The organism is Kitasatospora sp. NBC_01246 (genome assembly GCF_036226505.1).
Classification (GTDB): Bacteria; Actinomycetota; Actinomycetes; order Streptomycetales; family Streptomycetaceae; genus Kitasatospora.
Genome location: NZ_CP108484.1, coordinates 4,408,318 through 4,428,185, shown reverse-complemented (window position 1 = coordinate 4,428,185; position 19,868 = coordinate 4,408,318). Strand labels below are relative to the sequence as shown.

General features: G+C 72.8%; 17 protein-coding genes. 9 read left to right on the top strand and 8 right to left on the bottom strand.

Features of this window, described 5'->3' with window-relative positions; all coding sequences use genetic code 11:
- Positions 1–162 precede the first annotated feature (162 nt).
- Both dnaN and dnaA read right to left on the bottom strand, forming a co-directional pair.
- Positions 163–1,293 (bottom strand): DNA polymerase III subunit beta, encoded by a 1,131-nt coding sequence (gene dnaN, locus OG618_RS19495; protein ID WP_329488801.1) that lies wholly within the window; start codon positions 1,291–1,293, stop codon positions 163–165.
- A gap of 946 nt (positions 1,294–2,239) precedes the next feature.
- Positions 2,240–4,126 (bottom strand): chromosomal replication initiator protein DnaA, encoded by a 1,887-nt coding sequence (gene dnaA / locus OG618_RS19490; RefSeq protein ID WP_329488800.1) that lies wholly within the window; start codon positions 4,124–4,126, stop codon positions 2,240–2,242.
- 442 nt (positions 4,127–4,568) lie between these two features.
- Here dnaA and rpmH point away from each other — a divergent pair, with 442 nt between their 5' ends.
- The 9 genes from rpmH to OG618_RS19445 all read left to right on the top strand — a co-directional run bounded on the left by rpmH (position 4,569) and on the right by OG618_RS19445 (position 11,428).
- Complete coding sequence (rpmH, locus tag OG618_RS19485) at positions 4,569–4,706, top strand: 50S ribosomal protein L34 (RefSeq protein WP_148643823.1); 138 nt, start codon at positions 4,569–4,571, stop codon at positions 4,704–4,706.
- Positions 4,707–4,724: 18 nt separating this feature from the next.
- Positions 4,725–5,153, top strand: coding sequence for a ribonuclease P protein component (gene rnpA / locus OG618_RS19480; protein WP_329488799.1), 429 nt, complete (start codon positions 4,725–4,727; stop codon positions 5,151–5,153).
- Positions 5,150–5,521: a membrane protein insertion efficiency factor YidD gene (yidD, locus tag OG618_RS19475; RefSeq protein ID WP_329488798.1), complete on the top strand. Its 372-nt coding sequence runs from the start codon at positions 5,150–5,152 to the stop codon at positions 5,519–5,521. The genes rnpA and yidD overlap by 4 nt, the downstream gene beginning before the upstream one ends.
- On the top strand, positions 5,518–6,669 hold the full coding sequence (gene yidC / locus OG618_RS19470) for a membrane protein insertase YidC (RefSeq protein WP_329488797.1): 1,152 nt from the start codon (positions 5,518–5,520) through the stop codon (positions 6,667–6,669). Before yidD ends, yidC begins: the two co-directional genes overlap by 4 nt.
- Before the next feature lie 85 nt (positions 6,670–6,754).
- Entirely contained in the window at positions 6,755–7,285 is a 531-nt protein-coding gene (locus OG618_RS19465) for a Jag family protein (RefSeq protein ID WP_329488796.1), read from the top strand.
- Between the two features lie 178 nt (positions 7,286–7,463).
- Positions 7,464–8,297 carry a 16S rRNA (guanine(527)-N(7))-methyltransferase RsmG gene (rsmG, locus tag OG618_RS19460; protein WP_329488795.1) on the top strand — a complete coding sequence of 278 codons (834 nt, stop codon included), beginning with the start codon at positions 7,464–7,466 and terminating at the stop codon, positions 8,295–8,297.
- Positions 8,298–8,604: 307 nt separating this feature from the next.
- Positions 8,605–9,597, top strand: coding sequence for a ParA family protein (locus tag OG618_RS19455; RefSeq protein ID WP_329488793.1), 993 nt, complete (start codon positions 8,605–8,607; stop codon positions 9,595–9,597).
- Complete coding sequence (locus tag OG618_RS19450; RefSeq protein WP_329488792.1) at positions 9,594–10,685, top strand: ParB/RepB/Spo0J family partition protein; 1,092 nt, start codon at positions 9,594–9,596, stop codon at positions 10,683–10,685. Before OG618_RS19455 ends, OG618_RS19450 begins: the two co-directional genes overlap by 4 nt.
- A gap of 125 nt (positions 10,686–10,810) precedes the next feature.
- A complete protein-coding gene (locus OG618_RS19445) occupies positions 10,811–11,428 on the top strand; it encodes a GNAT family N-acetyltransferase (protein ID WP_329488791.1) in 618 nt (205 codons plus the stop codon).
- A 119-nt stretch (positions 11,429–11,547) separates the two neighbouring features.
- On the opposite strand, the gene trxA is transcribed toward OG618_RS19445, so the two are convergent.
- From trxA to murJ, 6 genes are all read right to left on the bottom strand, one after another.
- Positions 11,548–11,874 carry a thioredoxin gene (gene trxA / locus OG618_RS19440; RefSeq protein ID WP_329488790.1) on the bottom strand — a complete coding sequence of 109 codons (327 nt, stop codon included), beginning with the start codon at positions 11,872–11,874 and terminating at the stop codon, positions 11,548–11,550.
- Between the two features lie 132 nt (positions 11,875–12,006).
- Positions 12,007–12,972: a thioredoxin-disulfide reductase gene (trxB, locus tag OG618_RS19435; protein ID WP_329488789.1), complete on the bottom strand. Its 966-nt coding sequence runs from the start codon at positions 12,970–12,972 to the stop codon at positions 12,007–12,009.
- Positions 12,973–13,239: 267 nt separating this feature from the next.
- Entirely contained in the window at positions 13,240–14,250 is a 1,011-nt protein-coding gene (locus OG618_RS19430) for a zf-HC2 domain-containing protein (RefSeq protein ID WP_329488788.1), read from the bottom strand.
- Positions 14,247–15,047: an RNA polymerase sigma factor SigM gene (gene sigM / locus OG618_RS19425; protein WP_329492176.1), complete on the bottom strand. Its 801-nt coding sequence runs from the start codon at positions 15,045–15,047 to the stop codon at positions 14,247–14,249. Before sigM ends, OG618_RS19430 begins: the two co-directional genes overlap by 4 nt.
- 89 nt (positions 15,048–15,136) lie before the next feature.
- Positions 15,137–17,041: a protein kinase family protein gene (locus tag OG618_RS19420; protein ID WP_329488787.1), complete on the bottom strand. Its 1,905-nt coding sequence runs from the start codon at positions 17,039–17,041 to the stop codon at positions 15,137–15,139.
- Between the two features lie 305 nt (positions 17,042–17,346).
- Positions 17,347–19,866, bottom strand: coding sequence for a murein biosynthesis integral membrane protein MurJ (gene murJ, locus OG618_RS19415; protein WP_329488786.1), 2,520 nt, complete (start codon positions 19,864–19,866; stop codon positions 17,347–17,349).
- Positions 19,867–19,868: the final 2 nt, after the last annotated feature.

Below are 19,868 nucleotides of genomic sequence, written 5' to 3'. Positions count from 1 at the left end.
TGCCGCGCTGCCCTGAGCCTACGCGCTGAAGCGCGAGGGCCTCCCCGTGGTCGGGCCGACCGGGGGAGGCCTTCCACAGGCTGGACGCCCGGGCTGTGGACAGCCCGGGCGACGCGCGCTCGTGACACCGGCGGGGCGGCCGGAGCCGCCCCGGGCGGTCGGTCAGCCGGAGAGGCGGACCGGCATGATCAGGTACTGGTAGGCCTCGTCGGCCTCGGTGTCCACCGAGGCCTTGCCGCTGAGCAGCGCCGGCTTGGTCGGCGTGGTGAAGCTCAGCTGGGCGTAGGCGGAGTCGATGGCCTTGAGGCCCTCCTCCAGGTAGCCCGGGTTGAAGGCGATCGAGATGTCGTCGCCCTCCAGGTCCGCGTCGATCCGCTCGGTGGCCTGGGCGTCGTCGCCCGAACCGGCCTCCAGCGTCAGCACGCCCTGCTCGAAGTTGAGCCGGACCGGGGTGTTGCGCTCGGCGACCAGCGAGACGCGCTTGAGCGCCTCAAGGAAGGGCTGGGTCTGGATCGCGGCGACGGCGCTGAACTCCGTCGGGAAGAGACTGCGGAACTTGGGGAACTCGCCCTCCAGCAGCCGGGTGGTGGTCCGGCGGCCGGCGCCCTCGAAGCCGATCAGGCCCTCGCCCGCGCCGCCCGAGGACAGCGCGATCGAGACGGTGTCGCCGCTGCCCAGGGACTTGGCGATGTCCTGCAGCGTCTTGGCGGGGACCAGCGCGACCGCCGAGATGTCCGGCTGCTCGGGCTTCCACAGCAGCTCGCGGACGGCGAAGCGGTAGCGGTCGGTGGCGGCCAGGGTGATCCGGTCGCCCTCGATCTCGACCCGCACACCGGTGAGCACCGGGAGGGTGTCGTCGCGGCCGGCGGCCACCGCGGCCTGGCTGACCGCCGAGGCGAACACGTCACCGGAGACGGTGCCGGTCGCGGTCGGCATCTGGGGCAGGGCCGGGTACTCGTCCACCGGCAGGGTGGGGAGGGTGAACCGGGAGCTGCCGCAGACCACGCTGACCCGCTGGCCGTCGGTGGAGATCTCCACAGGCCTGTTGGGAAGGTTGCGCGAGATGTCGTTCAGCAGCCGGCCGGAGACCAGCACGGTGCCGGCCTCCTCGACGTCCGCCTCCAGCTCGACCCGGGCCGAGACCTCGTAGTCGAAGCCGGACAGCGCCAGGCTGCCCTCCTGCGCCGTCAGCAGCAGGCCGGCCAGCACCGGCACCGGCGGCCGTGCCGGGAGGCTGCGGGCAGCCCAGGCCACCGCCTCCGCGAGGACGTCACGCTCCACCCGGAACTTCACCGGTAACCGCCTCCTGGATCGAGCGCTCCCGCTCGCAAAGTCTGGTTGGTCTGATCTTGGTCGTCGGTGCGGTGGGCCGCCGAGCTCTGCCACTCCGCATCCAGTCGCAGAGGACAGTCTGACGTACTCCACCGACAGACGGGGCAGACGGGCGGAAGCAGGCCGAACAGATGTCGGGGAGCGGTTGTCCACAGATTTCGCCCCCACCTGCTTTCAAGCCCTTCAACTGGTCTATAGGTGTAGTGGTAGTAGTAGGGCCTGTGGAAACCGTGGATAACCCTGTTCGTGCAGGTCAGGCCCGGTTTTTTGTCCACAGGAGGTGTGGACGGCGGCTGTGGACGAACAGGGCCCGCTGTGGACAGCGGAGCGTTACCCACAGGGCACGTTGGGTATCCACAGGTTATCCCCAGCGCCGTCCCCAGATCCGGGCCCGGTTATCCACGGGGGCCGGTCAACATTTCGTGACGCCTTTCACACCAGGGCATGAACGCAGGCCCACGGTTGTCGAACTGTGGACGCGGCTGTGGACAACCTGGGGATAACCGCCGCCACCCTGGGGACAACCGGTGGACAACTCGAATGGCCCACTGACGGCCCGCCAATTGTCCACAGCCTGTGGACAACCGTTGTGCACAAGTCCACAGGCACCTGACCTGCGCGGAAGAGCGTAGCGGCGCGCGGCCTGTGGAGGAATTCTGGATAACTCGGGGGCCGGTGGCCTGTGGACGGTGGAGAACCGGCTCCGCCTGTGGACAACGGCCCTGCGCGCCCGGGGTGTTCGAATTACCGGTCAGATGTTCGGCGCGGGCGGCGGACTGGCGGAGCGTCCGTCGGGGCATTCCTGCCCAGCCGATCGGCGACGCACACCTCCGGATATGCCGAAAGGGCGTCAGGATCGCTCCTGACGCCCTCGCAGGGGTGTGGACGGCCCGTCCGGCCGGTCCGGCTAGCTCTTGATGCGGTTGGTCAGTTCGGTGACCTGGTTGTAGATCGAGCGCCGCTCGGCCATCAGCGACCGGATCTTGCGGTCGGCGTGCATCACCGTGGTGTGGTCGCGGCCGCCGAACTGCGCGCCGATCTTCGGCAACGAGAGGTCGGTCAGCTCCCGGCAGAGGTACATGGCGATCTGGCGCGCCGTCACCAGCACCCGGCTGCGGGAGGATCCGCAGAGGTCGTCCACGCCCAACCCGAAGTAGGCGGCGGTCTGCTGCATGATGACCTGCGCGGTGATCTCCGGTCCGGCGTCCTCGTCCCCGCCGGGGATGAGGTCCTTGAGGACGATGCCGGCCAACTCCAGGTCCACCGGCGCCCGGTTGAGGTTGGCGAAGGCGGTGACCCGGATCAGGGCGCCCTCCAACTCCCGGATGTTGCGGGTGATCCTGGACGCGATGAACTCCAAGACGTCCGCCGGGGCGTTGAGTTGCTCCTGGATCGCCTTCTTGCGCAGGATCGCGATCCGGGTCTCCAGCTCCGGCGGGGTGACGTCGGTGATCAACCCCCACTCGAAGCGGTTGCGCAGCCGGTCCTCCAGCGTGATCAGCTGTTTGGGCGGCCGGTCGGACGAGAGGACGATCTGCTTGTTCGCGTTGTGCAGGGTGTTGAAGGTGTGGAAGAACTCCTCCTGCGTGGACTCCTTGCTCGCCAGGAACTGCACGTCGTCCACGAGCAGGATGTCCATGTCCCGGTACCGCTTGCGGAACGCGTCCGCCTTGCCGTCCCGGATCGAGTTGATGAACTCGTTGGTGAACTCCTCCGACGACACGTAGCGCACCCGGGTGCCCGGGAAGAGGCTGCGGGAGTAGTGCCCGATGGCGTGCAGCAGGTGGGTCTTGCCCAGCCCGGACTCGCCGTAGATGAAGAGCGGGTTGTACGCCTTGGCCGGGGCCTCGGCGACGGCCACCGCCGCCGCGTGCGCGAAGCGGTTGCTCGCGCCGATGACGAAGGTGTCGAAGAGGTACTTGGGGTTCAGCCGGGCCGCGGGCTCGTCCTTGCGGGAGCCGCCGGCCGGGGGAGCGCCGGGCGGGGCCGGCACGCCGGGGACGGCCGGGCGGTCGGTGGCGCGCTCGGGGCCGGGCTTCTCCGCGGGCCGGCCGGGGGCCGGGCGCCCGCCGGGACCGCGCCGGGCACCGCCGGTCCGCGGGTGCTCGCCGGGGCCGGGGCCGTAGGCGCCGCCGAAGAGGTCGCCCTGGGTGGTCGACGAGGGGCCGTGCGCCGGGCGGGGAGCCGGGCGCTGGGCGGGCGGCTCCTGCTCGGGGTAGCCGGAACCGTGCTCGGGATAGCCCTGGTGACCCTGGTGACCCTGGTGGCTCTGGTGGCTCTGGTGGCTCTCCCAGGGCTGGTTCTGCGGCGGGGCGCCGTAGCCGCCGCCCGGCGGCCGGCCCGAGCCGTACGCCGGGGCCTGGTGCTCCTGGTAGCCGCCGCCGTCGTCGTACCGGTCGTGCTCGTAGCCGGACTCGGAGTCGTAGCGGCGCTCGTAACCCTGGTGCCCGTAGTCGCCGCCGTCGTCGCGCTGGTACGGCTCGCCGGCCGGCGGCTCGTCCTGCGCGGGCGCGGGGGTGGTGGGGACGGCGTTGGCGTCGACCATCACCGCGATCCGGACCGGGCGGCTGAGTTCGCGGCTGAGCGCCTCGGTCAGCTGGGGCAGCAGTCGCCCCTCCAGCACCTGCTTGGCCCGCTCGTTGGGGGTCGCCAGCAGGGCGGTGTCGTGCATCATCCACATCGGCTGGGTGCGCTGCACCCACTGCTTGTCCATCTCCCCGACGTCCGGGTCGCTGACCAGCCGCTCGACGACTCTCGCCCAGACCGGGACGAGGTCGCTGTTGACATCAGCCACTGGTGCACGCTTTCTCGGTTCCCCGCGGCTCCAGCAGGGGTGGTGGATCAAGAGACTGTGGATCTGTGTCCGTTGACGAAGAACAAAACCAGACAAGTCCTGCAACGGTAGTCAGCGAACAGAGCCGGATCAAGTCGTTGTCCACAGGCTGTGGGCGACGGGGGCCGTGAGCGCGGCCCGGGGCGTCCGTCGTGAAGGGCTGGTTTGACCCTCGCGCCCCGTCCCGCGTACCGTAACCAGGTCGAGTTGTCGATGGCCGCTGCCGCATGTCCGCGGGTCCACCCGCTCCATAAGGCGCGCAGCACGGGCGCCGTGGATTGCCCTGAACCCCAGCCGAACTGGGAGGACGGGTCGGATTTCCGTATCAGGGGAGATCACGCGGACGCACGGTGACGGCCAAGCGACTTCCCGTCATCCTACGATTCACCTCAGGAGCCCCCGAGTGAGCAAGCGCACCTTCCAGCCGAACAACCGTCGCCGCGCGAAGACCCACGGCTTCCGGCTGCGTATGCGTACCCGCGCCGGCCGTGCCATCCTGGCCGCCCGCCGTGGCAAGGGCCGCAGCGCCATCTCCGCCTGATCCGCGCCAGAGTCTGTTGTGCTGCCCTCCGAGAATCGGCTGCGGCGGCGCCAGGACTTCGCGACCGCGGTGAAACGCGGTCGCCGGGCCGGCCGGCCCCTACTGGTCGTCCATCTCAGCAGAGACGGCGACCTCACGGGGCAGGCCGACCGGGCCAGCGACTCCCGCCCGCACGTCGCCGAGGGGACTCCTTCGGCGCGTGCGGGTTTCGTCGTGAGCAAGGCCGTCGGTCCGGCGGTCGTCCGTAACCTGGTCAAGCGCCGACTGCGCCACCTCGTCCGTGATCGTCTCTCCGGGCTGCCCGCCGGTAGCCTGATAGTGGTGCGTGCGCTGCCCCAGGCCGCGTCCGCCTCGTACCAGGACCTGGAACGCGACCTGGACGCGGCGCTCAAGCGGCTGCTGAAGGCGGAGCCCGCCGTGACGGCGCCGACGGGAGCAGGTCGATGAAGTACCTGCTGATGGGTCTGATCAGGGTCTACCAGTGGACCATCAGCCCGCTGCTCGGCCCGGTCTGCCGCTATTACCCCTCCTGCTCGCACTACGGCTTCGAGGCCGTGAAGGTGCACGGGGCGGTCAAGGGCGGCGGCCTGACCGTGTGGCGCATCCTGCGCTGCAATCCGTGGACGCCCGGCGGGGTCGATCATGTTCCGCCGCGCAAGCACCCGGTGTGGCACCGCCGGCTGCGTGACCTGCTGAACCGCGGGTCCGCCGCCGATCAGCCGGTGGCCGCGCCCCCCGCCGGTCCGGACCCAGAGGGCCCGGCGACCATTGGTCCCGTGGGGCCGATCCCAATGTCCAAGGAGCCTGACCGGTGACCTTCTCCTTCCTGAACCCCCTGTACACAGCGGTGTCCTGGATCATCGTCCAGTTCCACTCGCTGTACAGCCACGTCTTCGACCCGAACGGTGGCTGGGCCTGGGGTCTTGCCATCGCCTCGATGGTGGTCGTCATCCGGATCTGCCTGATCCCGCTCTTCGTGAAGCAGATCAAGGCGACCCGGGCCATGCAGGCGATCCAGCCGAAGATGAAGGCCATCCAGGAGCGCTACAAGAACGACAAGCAGCGCCAGTCCGAAGAGATGATGAAGCTGTACAAGGAGGCGGGTACCAACCCGTTCTCCAGCTGCCTTCCCATCATCGTGCAGGCGCCGTTCTTCACCGCCCTCTACGGCGTGCTCGCCAAGGTGGCCAAGAGCGAGCCGATCGGCGTCATCCACGGCGACCTGCTGACCAGCGCCGGCCAGGCGCACATCTTCGGCGCCCCGCTGTCGGCGACCTTCCTCGGCAGCAGCGAGGTCAGCGTCAAGATCGTCACCGCGGTGATGATCATCCTGATGTCGCTGTCGCAGTTCATCACGCAGCGCCAGCTGATGACCAAGAACGTCGACCTCACGATCAAGACGCCGTTCATGCAGCAGCAGAAGATGCTGATGTACGTCTTCCCGATCATGTTCGCCGTGATGGGCATCAACTTCCCCGTCGGTGTGCTGGTCTACTGGCTGACCACCAACGTCTGGTCGATGGGCCAGCAGCTGATCGTCATCCGGAACAACCCGACGCCCGGCAGCAAGGCCTGGGACGAGCGCCAGGTCCGGCTGAAGAAGAACGGCCGCCTCAACCCGGACGGCTCGGAGATCAAGGGCGCCCTCTGGGGCATGCTGCCCCCGAAGAAGACGGCCGCGTCCGCCGAGGCCGTCGTCGAGGACGCGGTGCAGGTGCGCCGCCAGCAGCCGCGCAAGCAGACCAAGTCGCAGCGCCAGCACACCGGTGCCGCCCCGACGGCCAGCCTCACCAAGGACGCCCCGGCCCCGGCCGAGGAGTCCGAGGCCGCGGCCGAGTCCGCCGGTGCCAAGCCGACCGCGACCAGGCCCTCCGGGGCCAAGTCCGGCCCGGCCCGGCAGGGCGGCCGGCAGCAGCCGAAGCGCGGTGGGCAGGGCGGCCAGCGGCCGAAGAAGAAGTCCTGACCCGACCGGCCCCGGACCGTCCCAGCGGCCCTCTGAACCTCGTTCCCGGCCCACCATCCGGGCCCATCCCCGAAGGAGTCCATCAGTGACGGAAGGCACCACCTCCGCCGTCGAGGTCGAGGCCGCTTCCAGCGCCGACGAGAGCCTCGTCTCCCGCCTGGAGCAGGAGGGCGACATCGCGGCGGACTACCTGGAGGGTCTGCTCGACATCGCCGACCTCGATGGGGACATCGACATGGACGTCGAGGGCGACCGCGCCCTGGTGTCCATCGTCGGCGACGGCAATGACCGCGCCCTGCAGCGCCTGGTCGGCCAGGACGGCGAGGTGCTGGAGGCCCTGCAGGAGCTGACCCGGTTGGCTGTCCACCGGGAGACCGGCGAGCGCAGCCGCCTCATGCTGGACATTGCCGGCTTCCGCGCCCGCAAGCGCACCGAGCTGGCCGAGCTCGGGGCCCAGGCCGCGGAGCAGGTCAAGAGCTCGGGGGAGCAGGTCAAGCTGCGGGCCATGACGCCCTTCGAGCGCAAGGTCGTCCACGACGCCGTGGCCGCGGCCGGTCTGCGCAGTGAGTCGGAGGGCGAAGAGCCCCAGCGGTGCGTGGTCGTGTTGCCGGCCTGACACCGGGGAAGTCGATGACCGGCCGCTTCGGCGACCGGTGACCTTCAGAGGACTCGACCCCGTCCGCCTCGTGCGGGCGGGGTCGTCGTCCCTTCGCGGGGCGTGGCCCGGCGAAAGATGTTTCACGTGAAACAGTGCGGAGAGCGGGTCGGTGGATCCGGGGAGCGGAGAGGTCGAGATGGACACGGAGAGCGCGGCAGCCGGGGATCCGGCGGCGGGTGCCGGTAGTTCGGCCGCTGAGGGCCCGGGCGCCGAAGGCGCGGCGGCCGAGGGGCTGGCCGCCGCCCCGGCCGTGGCTCGGGAGGTCTTCGGTGACCGCTACGAGGCGGCGGTCCGCTACACCGAGCTGCTGGCCACCGCGGGAGTCCAGCGCGGACTGATCGGCCCTCGCGAGGTGCCCCGGCTCTGGGACCGCCACGTGCTGAACTGCGCGGTGCTCGCCGAGCTGCTGCCGCCCGGGTCGACCCTGTGCGACGTCGGCTCCGGGGCCGGGCTGCCCGGCATCCCCGTCGCGCTGGCGCGCCCGGACGTCTCGGTGACGCTGCTGGAGCCGCTGCTGCGCCGCACCACCTTCCTGGAGGAGGTGGTCCGTGAGCTCGGCCTGGAGAACGTCACCGTGCTGCGCGGGCGGGCCGAGGAGATGGTCGGCAAGCTCGCGGTGGACGTGGTGACCGCCCGGGCGGTGGCACCGCTGGACCGGCTCGCCGGCTGGGGCATGCCGCTGCTGCGCCCGCACGGCCAGATGCTGGCGCTCAAGGGGGACAGCGCCGAGCAGGAGCTGGCCGACTCGCGGGCCGGGCTGGCCAAGCTGGGCGCGGTCGAGTGGACGGTCATCTCGGTGGGCGAGGGCACGCTGGAGACCTCGACCCGGGTGATCCAGGTGAAGGCGGGGGAGAGCCCCGGCGGGGTCAAGGCGGCGACCCGGCGGGCCCGGGCGGCCCGGGCCGGGCGCAACGCCGGGGCCCCGCGCACCGGTGAGCGGAGCCGGGGCGGACGGCGCCGCAGCCGCTGAGCGGGCGGGAGCGGGAACGGGCGGGTGGTCTTCGGACCACCCGCCCGTTCGGCGTTCCGGCCGCGCGGTCGTCGTCTCCGGCACCCGGGCCCGCGCCGAAGGAGCCGGCGGCGGGCCCGGTGACGCCGGAGCGACCGGCGGGCGGCCGACCGGGTGACTCCCGGCCACCGGAGTGTCGCACCGTCAGAATTCCGACATTGCGGGCATGGTGCTTCACGTGAAACGTCGCTCCCTGCTTTCCGGAATCCTCAGTCGCAGCCGGGCGGCGACTGTTGCCGCTCCGGTTTCACGTGAAACACTGACCCCCATGCAGGACTCGGAGACCATCGACCAGATCGATGACACGCCCATCGCACGGGCTGCCCAGGCTGCGGTACAGGCGATCGGCCGAGCGGGCGAGGGTCTTCCCCGACCTGTCGCGACCCGGGTGATCGTGGTGGCCAACCAGAAGGGCGGGGTGGGCAAGACCACCAGCACCGTCAACATGGCGGCCTCGCTCGCCATGCACGGACTGCGCGTGCTGGTGGTGGACCTCGATCCGCAGGGCAACGCCTCCACGGCGCTCGGCATCGACCACCACGCCGAGGTGCCGTCGATCTACGACGTGCTGGTGGAGGGCAAGCCGCTGGCCGACGTGGTGCAGCCGGTGGTGGACGTCGAGGGGCTCTTCTGCGTCCCCGCCACCATCGACCTGGCCGGCGCGGAGATCGAACTGGTCTCGCTGGTCGCCCGGGAGAGCCGGCTGCAGCGCGCCATCGCCGCCTACGAGCAGCCGCTGGACTACATCCTGATCGACTGCCCGCCCTCGCTCGGCCTGCTGACGGTCAACGCGCTGGTGGCCGGCCAGGAGGTGCTGATCCCGATCCAGTGCGAGTACTACGCGCTGGAGGGCCTCGGCCAGCTGCTGCGCAACGTCGAGCTGGTCCGCGCGCACCTCAACCCCACGCTGCACGTCTCCACCATCCTGCTCACCATGTACGACGCCCGGACCAGGCTGGCCGCCCAGGTGGCCGAGGAGGTCCGGACGCACTTCCAGCAGGAGGTGCTGCAGACCGCGATCCCGCGCTCGGTCCGGATCTCCGAGGCGCCCAGTTACGGTCAGACGGTGATCACCTACGACCCGGGTTCGACCGGCGCGCTCTCCTACCTGGAGGCCGCCCGCGAGCTGGCGATGCGGGCGCCGGGCATCGGAACCGGCGGCACGCTGGTCGGTCAGCAGCGGGCGGGTCAGCAGCAGGGCAGCGAGCCGGGGCAGCACGCCCCGATGGCACAGCACGGCACGACGGAGGGCAATCGGTGAGTGGTCGCAGGGGTCTGGGACGAGGGCTCGGAGCGCTGATCGGACCCGCCGCACCGGCGGCCGACGGCGCGGCGACGCAGGCCTCGGCGGCCACGGTGGTGTCCCCCGGAACGGTCTCGCCGGGCGCGGTGCCGCTGCTGCCGACCGGGCGGGGAACGCTGGCGGCCAAGGCGGCCGCCGAGAGCCTGCGGGAGCAGGCCGAGCGGGAGCAGGCGGCCGCCGCACCGGAGCTGGCACAGGTGCCCGGCGCCCGGTTCGCCGAGCTGCCGCTGGACTCGATCACGCCGAACCCGCGTCAGCCGCGCGAGGTCTTCGACGAGGACAAGCTGGCCGAGCTGGTCGCCTCCATCAAGGAGGTGGGCCTGCTCCAGCCGGTGGTGGTGCGCCAGGTCGCGCCCGAGCGCTTCGAGCTCATCATGGGCGAGCGGCGCTGGCGGGCCTCCCGGGAGGCGGGCCTGGAGCAGATCCCGGCGATCGTCCGGGCCACCGAGGACGACAAGCTGCTGCTGGACGCCCTGCTGGAGAACCTCCACCGGGCGGAGCTCAACGCGCTGGAGGAGGCGGCCGCCTACGACCAGCTGCTGCGGGACTTCTCCTGCACGCACGACGAGCTGGCGGACCGGATCGGCCGCTCGCGCTCGCACGTGTCCAACACCCTGCGGCTGCTGAAGCTCTCGCCGGGTGTGCAGCGGCGGGTGGCGGCCGGGACGCTGACCGCCGGGCACGCCCGGGCGGTGCTCGGGGTGCCGGACGCCGAGGGCCAGGAGGAGCTGGCCAAGCGGATCATCGCGGAGGGGCTCTCGGTGCGGACCACCGAGGAGCTCGTCATGCTGATGAGCGGCCAGGAGCCGAAGCCCAAGCGCTCGATCGGACCGCAGGCGGGCAAGCTGCTCTCGCCGGCCTTCAACGACCTGGCGAGCCGGCTCTCGGACCGCTTCGACACCCGGGTCAAGGTGGAGGTCTCGCAGCGCGGCGGCAAGCTGGGCAAGGGCAAGGTCGTCCTGGAGTTCGGCTCGGTGGAGGACCTCAACCGGATCCTGGACAGCCTGGCGCCGGGTGAGGACGGGCTGCGGCTGTCGCAGGGCTGAGCCGGGGCCGACCACGGATCTCGACGGGTGCATGTTCCACGTGAGCGGCTGTTTCACGTGAAACATGCACCCATCGGCGTTCAGGGGGAATGCTCGACTGTGGAGTGGACGAGGAGGTGCGGGGCATGGGACGCCGGATCGTTCCGCTGACGCTGGACAACCTCAAGGACCTGCCGACGACCTGCCGCTCCTGCGTGTTCTGGGAGCTGGATCCGGTCACCGGCCGGGCGGCCGTCGAATCCGGGAAGTCGGAGGAGGAGAAGGAGGGCTGGATCTCCGCGGTGCTGCTGGAGTGGGGTTCCTGCGGCCGGGTCGTCTACGTGGACGACGACCCCGCCGGTTTCGTGCTCTACGCCCCGCCGGCGTACGTGCCGCGGTCGCAGTCCTTCCCGACCAGTCCCGTCTCGCCGGACGCCGTTCAGCTGATGATCAGCCGCGTGCTCCCGGGCTACCAGCGGCAGGGGCTCGGCCGGGTGCTGGTGCAGACGGTGGCCAAGGACCTGATGGGGCGCGGGGTCCGGGCGATCGAGGCCTTCGGCGCGGTCGGCCGGCAGTCGCCGAGCTGTGTCCTGCCGGCGGATCATCTGCTGGCGGTCGGCTTCAAGACGGTCCGGCCGCACCACCGCTACCCGCGGCTGCGGCTGGAGGCACGCACCACGCTGTCCTGGCGCGGTGATGTCGAGGGCGCGCTGGAGCGGCTGCTGGGCGGAGGCCGGAAGGAGCCCGCGCTGCGACCGTTCTGAGCCGCGCTGTCCGGGGGGAACCGGGCAGCCGGGAACGACGATGGCGGCGCCCCCGGGCTGGGGGCGCCGCCATCGCGGTGTGTCGGCCGGACCGGGCCCGGGGGCCCTGGGCCGACGGCCTAGAGGAAGTCGGCCAGCTCGCGCAGCAGCGCGGCCTTCGGACGGGCACCGGTGATGGACTTCACCGGCTCGCCGCCCTTGTAGACGATCAGCGTCGGGATCGAGATGACGTTGTACTGGGCGGCCGTCTGCTGGTTGGCATCGACGTCGAGCTTGGCGATGGTCAGCTTGTCGGAGTGCTCAGCCGCGATCTCGTCCAGGATCGGGGCGACCTGGCGGCACGGGCCGCACCAGGTGGCCCAGAAGTCGACCAGGACGGGCTTGTCGCTGTCCAGGACGTCGGCCTTGAACGTCGCATCGGTGACGGTAGTGGTGGCGCCGGCCACGGGAACTCCTCGGGGTGGTGCGGAGGGGGTGCTGCCAGGAGAACAACGGGCGGGCCCGTTCTGTTTCTGCCCGGCGGGGTGGGGGTGTTTCACGTGGAACACCCCCACCCGGGGTGGGTCGGTGGGGGGTGCTCAGACCGCCACGGTGGCGGCCGCGGCCTCCAGGTCGGCGAGCGAGGCCAGGTAGCGCTCGGCGTCCAGCGCGGCGGAGCAGCCGGTGCCGGAGGCGGTGATGGCCTGGCGGTAGGTGTGGTCGACGACGTCGCCGGCACCGAAGACGCCCGGGATGTTGGTCCGGGTCGAGGGGGCCTCGACCTTCAGGTAGCCCTCGGCGTCCAGCTCCAGCTGACCCTTGAAGAGGTCGGTGCGCGGGTCGTGGCCGATGGCGATGAACAGACCGGTGACGGCCAGCTCGCGGGTCTCGCCGGTGGTGGTGTCCCGCAGGGTGGCGCCGCTCAGCTTCGGGTCGCCGTGGATCGCCTCGACCGCGCTGTCCCACTCGAAGCGGATCTTCTCGTCGGCGAAGGCGCGCTCCTGCATCGCCTTGGAGGCGCGCAGGGTGTCCCGGCGGTGGATGATCGTGACGCTGCGGGCGAAGCGGGAGAGGAAGGTGGCCTCCTCCAGGGCGGTGTCACCGCCGCCGACCACGGCGATGTCCTGGTCGCGGAAGAAGAAGCCGTCGCAGGTGGCGCACCACGAGACGCCGCGACCGGAGAGCTTGTCCTCGTTCGGCAGGTCGAGCTTGCGGTGCTGCGAGCCGGTGGTGACGATCACGGCGCGGGCCCGGTGGACGTTGCCCTCGGAGTCCGTCACGGTCTTGATGTCGCCCGTGAGGTCGACGGCCACGATGTCGTCCGGGATCAGCTCGGCGCCGAAGCGCTCGGCCTGGGCGCGCATGTTGTCCATCAGCTCGGGGCCCATGATGCCGTCCCGGAAGCCGGGGAAGTTCTCGACCTCGGTGGTGTTCATCAGCGCGCCACCGGCGGTGACGGCGCCCTCGAAGACGAGGGGCTTGAGGGCGGCACGGGCGGTGTAGAGCGCAGCCGTGTAGCCGGCCGGGCCGGAACCGATGATGATCACGTTACGGACGTCGCTCACTGCATCTCCTGGTTCGCATCGCGACCCGCGCTAGGGCGGGGAGGGCGGTCCTGCTCCGCCGCCCGGGACAACGACTGACCAGTCTCTCGCATTCCCAGGCCGATCGGCACCAGGCGCCCGCAGTGTGGGAGTGCCGGGCCGCACCCGGCGTGGATCGCACGGGAACGGTGCGGGCGCGGCGGGCGGCCGGGGCCGGTCTCCCGGCGTGCCCGCAGCCCACGGGTGCGCCTCGGCGGTCCTGCCGCGGGGCGCCGGTCGGCGCGCCGGTCAGGGGGCCGGGACGGTGCGGTGCAGCAGCACCGGGCCGCAGTCCGGCGCGCGGAGGTAGACGTCGACCCGGTCGGCCCTGCCCGCCACCCCGTACACCAGCAGCTCGGCCGGGTCACCGGCGTAGCTGCCGCGCTCGGAGGCCAGCAGCGGTCCGTCGGCGGGGGCCGGGCAGGCCGGGGCGCTGCCGCCCTGGCCGAGGCCCGGTCCGCCGTCGGTGGGTGCCGGCGCGGACGAGGCGGAGGGCTTGCGGGTCGCGCCCGGGCCCAGCCCCGGTCCGCCGTCGGCCGGTGGCGCGGCGGACCCGGACGTCTCGGCCCGGCCGTCGGGGGTCGCGCCGCTACGGGCGAGCAGTTGCTGCACCTGGGCCGCGAGCCGGTCGTCCTGGTACGCGGTGCCGCCGGTCGAGAGCTGCGCCTCGGGGCCGGCCGAGGGAGCCGTCGCGGCGGCCCGGGCGGAGGCGGTGTCCGCCGTCTGCCGCTCGGCCGGCCGCAGCAGCAGCGAGCTGCCGAGGCCGACCGCGAGCAGCGCGGCCGCGGCGCCGAGCAGGACCGCGGCCCGTCGGCGGCGCGGGCGGTGGCGGCCCGGACCGGTGGCGGAGTTCGCCTTGGCCGGCCGTCGGGGCGGCCCGAGGGGGGCTGTGGCAGGGCGCGGGGCGGCGGCCGGGTCCATGGACCGGGAGGGGGCCCCGGTGCCCGTGTGGGGGCCTTCGGGAGCCGTGGCGGGGGGCGTACCGGGGTCGGCCGCGTCGGCGTCGGCCGCCGCGGCCGCGAGGGCCGCGTCCAGCCGCGCCGCGATGTCGGCGGGCATCACCGGGGCCGGTGCCCCGGCCAGCAGGGTGGCGAGCTCGGCGAGCGCCTCGGCGGTCTCGCGGCAGTCGGCGCAGCCGGCCAGGTGCGCCCGCAGCGCCTCGGCGGCCGCGGGTTCGACCAGTTCCTCGGCGAGGTCGGCGAGCTCGTCGACGGAGGGGTGCGCTCCGACGGGGTCGGGGGAGGAGAGGGGGGCCGTCATCGCGTGCTCGCGTCTCCTTCCAGAATGGGCCGACCGGTGTCGGGGCCTGTTCCTCTGACGGTCCTGGCCCCGGGCGGGTTCCCCGGGGGCGCCGCGCGGCCGCCCGGGGCGGTTCCCGACGGTCCGGCGCCGTCCGGGGAGGCTGCTCCCGAGGGCCCCGTTTCACGTGAAACATCAGCTGCACGTGGAACATCGGCTGCACGTGGAACATCGGCGCCGCGGCCCTCGCGCAGGTGCCGCACCAGGGGCAGCAGACGGGCCCGGCCGCGGGCGCAGCGGCTCTTCACCGTGCCGACCGGCACGCCCAGCAGCTCGGCCGCCTCGGCGACCGGGTAGCCCTGCATGTCGACCAGGACCAGCGCGGCCCGCTGCTCGGGCGCCAGCTCGCCGAGCGCCGCCGCCACCTCCCGGTGCAGCTCGGCGCGGACCACCGGGGAGTCGGCCGGTTCGGCGGAGCCGACCATGGCGTCGAGGCGTTGCGGGTCGTCGTCGAGCGGCTTGGTGCGCCGCGCGGCGGTGCGCCGGGCGCGGTCCAGGCAGGCGTTGACGACGATCCGGTGCAGCCAGGTGGTGACGGCCGAGCGGCCCTGGAAGGTGTGGGCGGCGCGGAAGGCGGAGACCAGCGCGTCCTGGAGGGCGTCGGCGGCCTCCTCGCGGTCGCCCAGGGTGCGCAGGGCGACCGCCCAGAGCCGGTCGCGGTGGCGGTCGACCAGCAGGCCGAAGGCGGCCCGGTCGCCGGCGACGTGCCGGGCGAGCAGCGCCGCGTCGTCGTCCGTCCGGTCGGCCCCGTCCGCCACTGCCACCCCTCGCCCGTTCCGTGTCCTGCCGCCCCGCCCCCGTCGGGCGGGGCGCGGCGTCCTGCCGTGCCCGTCCGGTCGGGCTCCGGTCAGCCGGAGACCTTGACCTCGGAGACGTAGGCCTTGTACTTGCCGTCCGTATCCTTCGGCAGGCTGGTCATCCAGAGCAAGAGGTAGCGGGTGGTGACCGGTTTCTCCAGGGCGTAGTCGAGCGTGGTGCCGCTCTGCTTGCCGACCGCCGTGAAGTCGCCCGGCTGTGCCCTGGCCGGGTCGCCGGCCGCCTGCGGGCCGGGGATCCGCAACTCCGCCGTGGTGCTGCCGACGAACTGCGCGCTGACCGAGCTGACGGCCTGCGGGGAACCGAGGTCGAGCAGCAGGCCGATGCCGTCCCGGAGGGCGGGCTTGGGGCCCAGCTGGTCGTTGTACCAGGAGCTGACCCAGGACGTGCCGGGGTCGCCGTCGAAGGCCTTGGCCGGGGAGTACTTGTTCTCGCCCGACGGGCTGAACGCCTGGGCGTCCTTGATCTGGATCGGCACCGGCGGGTGCGGGGCGGTGTGCGCGGTCGGCGACGTCCCGGAGGGCGAGGGGTCGGCGGCGGCCACGGAGGTCCCGGGGTTGCGCAGGTGGTCCACCAGCTGCCAGGAGGCGACGCCGATCGCGCCGAGGGCCACCGTCCAGGCCGTCACCTTGAGCGCCCGGCGCAGCCGGCGGCGGGTGCGCCGGACCGGGGCCGGACGGGCCGGGGCGGGCGCCGGTCCGGCGCCGGGGGCGGCCACCACCCGGGTCGGGTTGGGCGCGGTGGGCAGTGCGTGGGTGGTGTGCCGGGGCGGCGGGGTGAAGGCGGGCAGCTCCGGCTCGGGCGGGCGGATCCGCGGCATCAGCGCGATCGCCCTGGCCAGCTCCTCCGGGGAGGAGATCGGCTCCGCGTGGTGCGGCGGCTGGTCGAACAGGGCGCGCGCGGCCAGCTCGGACAGGCCCTTGTGGACGCCTGCCCGGACCTGGTCCGGCGGGACGTCGCGGAGGTCCTTCGGCAGGCCCTGGAGGTCGTAGCGGTCCTCCGGGAACGGCCAGCGGTGGGTGAGCGCGGCGAACAGCAGGGCGCCGATGGCACGGGTGTCGGTGCGCTCGGCGTCCTCGTCGGCGCCCTCGGCGGGCAGACCGCGCAGGGCGGCGTCGACGGCGATGCCGTTGATCCGGTACTGGCCGCTGTCGGTGCGCAGCACGCAGCGCGGGGTGAGCCGCAGATGCGCCTGGCCGCGCCGGTGGGCGGCGGCCACCGCGTCGGTGACCTGGCGGACCATCTGGTAGGCCTCGTGCGGCTCCATCGGGCCGGTGACGAGCAGCTTGGCGAGGTCGGAGGCGTGCGGCAGCCACTCCCGCACGACGTAGACCAGCTCGCCCTCCTGGACGGCGTCCAGGACCTGGACGAAGCGCGGGTCGCCGAGCAGCGCGGCCGACTTGGCGGCCGCCAGCACCGCCCGGGCGCGCTGGTGACCGGAGGCCATCAGGTGGACGCCGACGGCCCGGCGCAGCTTCTCGTCGACCGCCCGCCAGCTGCTGAAGGTCTCGGTGTGGGAGATGCACTCCTCCAGCCGGTACCGGTGGCCGACCTTGTCGCCGCTGTGCCGCAGCGGGGCGGGCAGGGTCCGCGGGAGGGTGGCGGTGTCACGGGGGTCGTGGGTCGGCTGCGGGTCCTGCGGGGGGCGCCCGGAGGGCCGGCCGGCGGGCGCCGCGGCCGGCTTGGGCCCGGCCTCGCGGGCGGCGAGCTCGGCGCGGATCTCGTCGGCGGAGAGCGGCGCGGTGATCTCCGAGGTCTCCTCGCCGGCGGGGCGCGCGGGCTTCGCCCGGTCCTCGTCGGCGCCCTCGGCGTCCTCGCCGGACGTGGTGGACGGGGCCGTCTCGGCGAGCTCGTCGATCGCCGCGGCCAGTGCGGCTTCGTCCGCCGCCCCGTCAGCCGCTGACGTGTCGACGACCGCCTTGGTGCCATCAGCCACCGTGGTCCTGCCTCCCCTTGTGTCGCCCCGGCCTGAGAGAGTCGCTGGAGCGCTCGGGCCGAGGCCCTGTGCTCCAGGACAATTGTGCCCACTCTTCTCCACCGAGTACGACCGCTGAAAGGTACCCGCGGTTGCGTGCCGGTGGAGAGATGTGGTGCAGATCCGACACTGGGCCGCCGGCTCGGTCCCGGGCGATCCCGGACACCGACGGCGGCCCAGCACCCGCCCGTGGGGGCGGAGAGTCCGGTCCGTCCGGTTGACGCCCGGTCAGGGCGCCGTCTGGACGGACCGGTTGGTACGAAGGGTCAGCGACCCAGTCGGCCGCGCACCATGCCCAGCATGGCGTTCAGCTCCTCGATCCGCAGCTTCTTCGCGATCAGCACGAAGACGGCCAGCTGGACGCCGCCGGCCAGGACGATGGTCAGCACACTGCCGGTCCAGCCGTCGATGACCTGCTGGACCGCCAGGCTGACGCCCAGCCCGACCAGGGTGGCCGGCACACAGGCGGTGATCAGCCGGGTGTAGGTCTTGCCGATCCGCTTGGTGTCCAGGCCGCCGATCTTCTTCTTCAGCTTGGGCACCGCCACCGTCACTCCGACGGCGTACGCGAGACCGTACCCGAACGCCATGCCCGTCACGACCCACTCGGACGGCAGGACGATCCAGCAGACCAGGGAGAACACGGCCTGGCAGGCCGCCACCCAGACGGTGTTGGAGAACGGCGTCCGGGTGTCCTCGTACGCGTAGAAGCCGCGCAGCATCACGTACTGCGCCGAGTACGGGATCAGGCCCAGGGCGAAGGCGGAGAGCATCAGACCGACGTTGGTGGCGTTGTCCAGGGCGACGTCGTTGCCGCCCACCGCGTAGATCGCGCGGCCGATCGCCGGGCCGAGCGAGAGGAACAGGAACGCGGCCGGGACGACCGCCACCGCGGTGCTGCGCAGCCCGTGCGAGAGGTCGTCGCGCACCGCGCCGGCGTCCTCGTCGGCGGCGGCCCGGGAGAGCCGGGGGAGCACCGCGCTCATGATCGAGACGACGATGACGGCCTGCGGCAGCTGCCAGATCAGCAGGGCGTTGGAGAAGGCGACGAGACCCACACCGCCGTGGCCGCCCTTCGCGGCGGAGTCCCCGGCCGAGGTGGCGAGCTGGGTGATGACCAGGTAGCCGGCCTGGTTGGCCAGCACGAAGAAGAAGGTCCACTTGGCGAGCCGGGCGGCCTTGCCCAGGCCGTGGCCGCGCCAGTCGAAGCGCGGCCGGTAGTGGAAGCCGGCCGCCCGCAGGTACGGGACCATCGACAGCGCCTGGACGGCGAGGCCGACCAGGGTGCCGATCCCGAGCAGCCGGACGCCCTCGGGGGAGATCGTCTCCGGGCTGACCTGGGTGGTGCCGGCGCCGCCGTAGACCCAGAGGTAGGCGGAGAAGGTGAAGATCACCACGATGTTGTTCAGGACCGGGGTCCACATCATCGCGCCGAAGCGGCCGCGGGCGTTGAGGATCTGCCCCATCACCACGTGGACGCCCATGAAGAAGATGGTCGGCAGGCAGTACCGGGCCAGGGCCACCGTGGTGTCGGCGCTCGCGGCGTTGCCCATGAGGGGGTGCGCGATCAGCTGCACCAGCAGCGGAGCGCCCAGCACGGCCACGAAGGTCACCCCGGCCAGGCCCACCATCACCAGGGTGAGCAGCCGGTTCGCGTAGGCCGTGCCGCCGTCCGCGTCGTTCTTCATGCTGCGGACCAGCTGCGGCACGAAGACGGCGTTCAGGGCGCCGCCGCCGATCAGGATGTAGAGCAGGGTGGGCAGGGTGTTCGCCGCGTTGTAGGAGTCACCCATCACGCCCAGGCCGATCGCGGCGGCGATCACCATGGTGCGCAGGAAGCCGGTGCCGCGGGAGACGAGCGTGCCGGCCGCCATGATGGCGCTGGAGTTCAGCAGGCTCGACACCTTGCCGCCGCCGCCGGTGGCGGGGGCGGGGGCCGGTGCGGCGGGCGCCTCGGCGGCCAGCTCCTCCAGCGGCTCCACCGCGGGCGGCAGCTGGACCGCCGCCACCTGCATGGTGGCCTCCTCCTCGGAGAGCGGCGGGTCGAACTCGATCGGCGGCACGAACGGGCGCTGCCCCTCCGGACCGTTGCGGTAGCCCTGTGGACCGGGGTGGCCCGGGTTCCCGTGGTACGCGTCGGCCGGGGGGAACGGCGCGGAGGACGGGAACGGCGCCGGTCCGACCGGCGGCTGGGCCGTCATCGGGGGAGCCGACGGCTGCGGAGCCGGGGGCTGCTGGGCCGCGGCCTCGGTGGACCGGCCGCCGAACAGGCCGTCCACGCCCACGTACTCGGTGCTCTCGGAGTCCCAGGCCGAGTGCGCCGGGCCGGGCTGCCACTGCTGCTGGTGCCGCTGCTCCTGGCCGCCCCACTGGCCGCCCACCGGAGCCGGCTGCTCCCAGTCGGGCGCGCTCTGCTGCCAGGCCGCCACCGGCTGCTCGGCCGCGCCCTGATGGGCCGCGCCCTGCTGCACCGGGGTGTCCCAACCGGGCTGCACCGGCGGGACGGGCGGGGCGAACGTCGCCGGGGGGACCGGCGTCGGGTAGCCGCCGTTCTGCGGCGGCAGCTGCGGCGGCACGTCGTACGCGGCGACCGGCGGCTGCGGCTCGGCCGGCCGGGCGGCCCGCAGACCGTACGGGTCCTGGCCGTCCTGGGGACCCTGGTACGCGTCGGCCGCGTACGGGTCCTGGGCGTAGGTGTCGGCCACGTACCAGTCGCCGGACGGCGACTCGGCACCCGGCCGGCCCTCACCGCGGCCCGGCGGCCGCTCCTCGCTGCGCCCGGTCATGT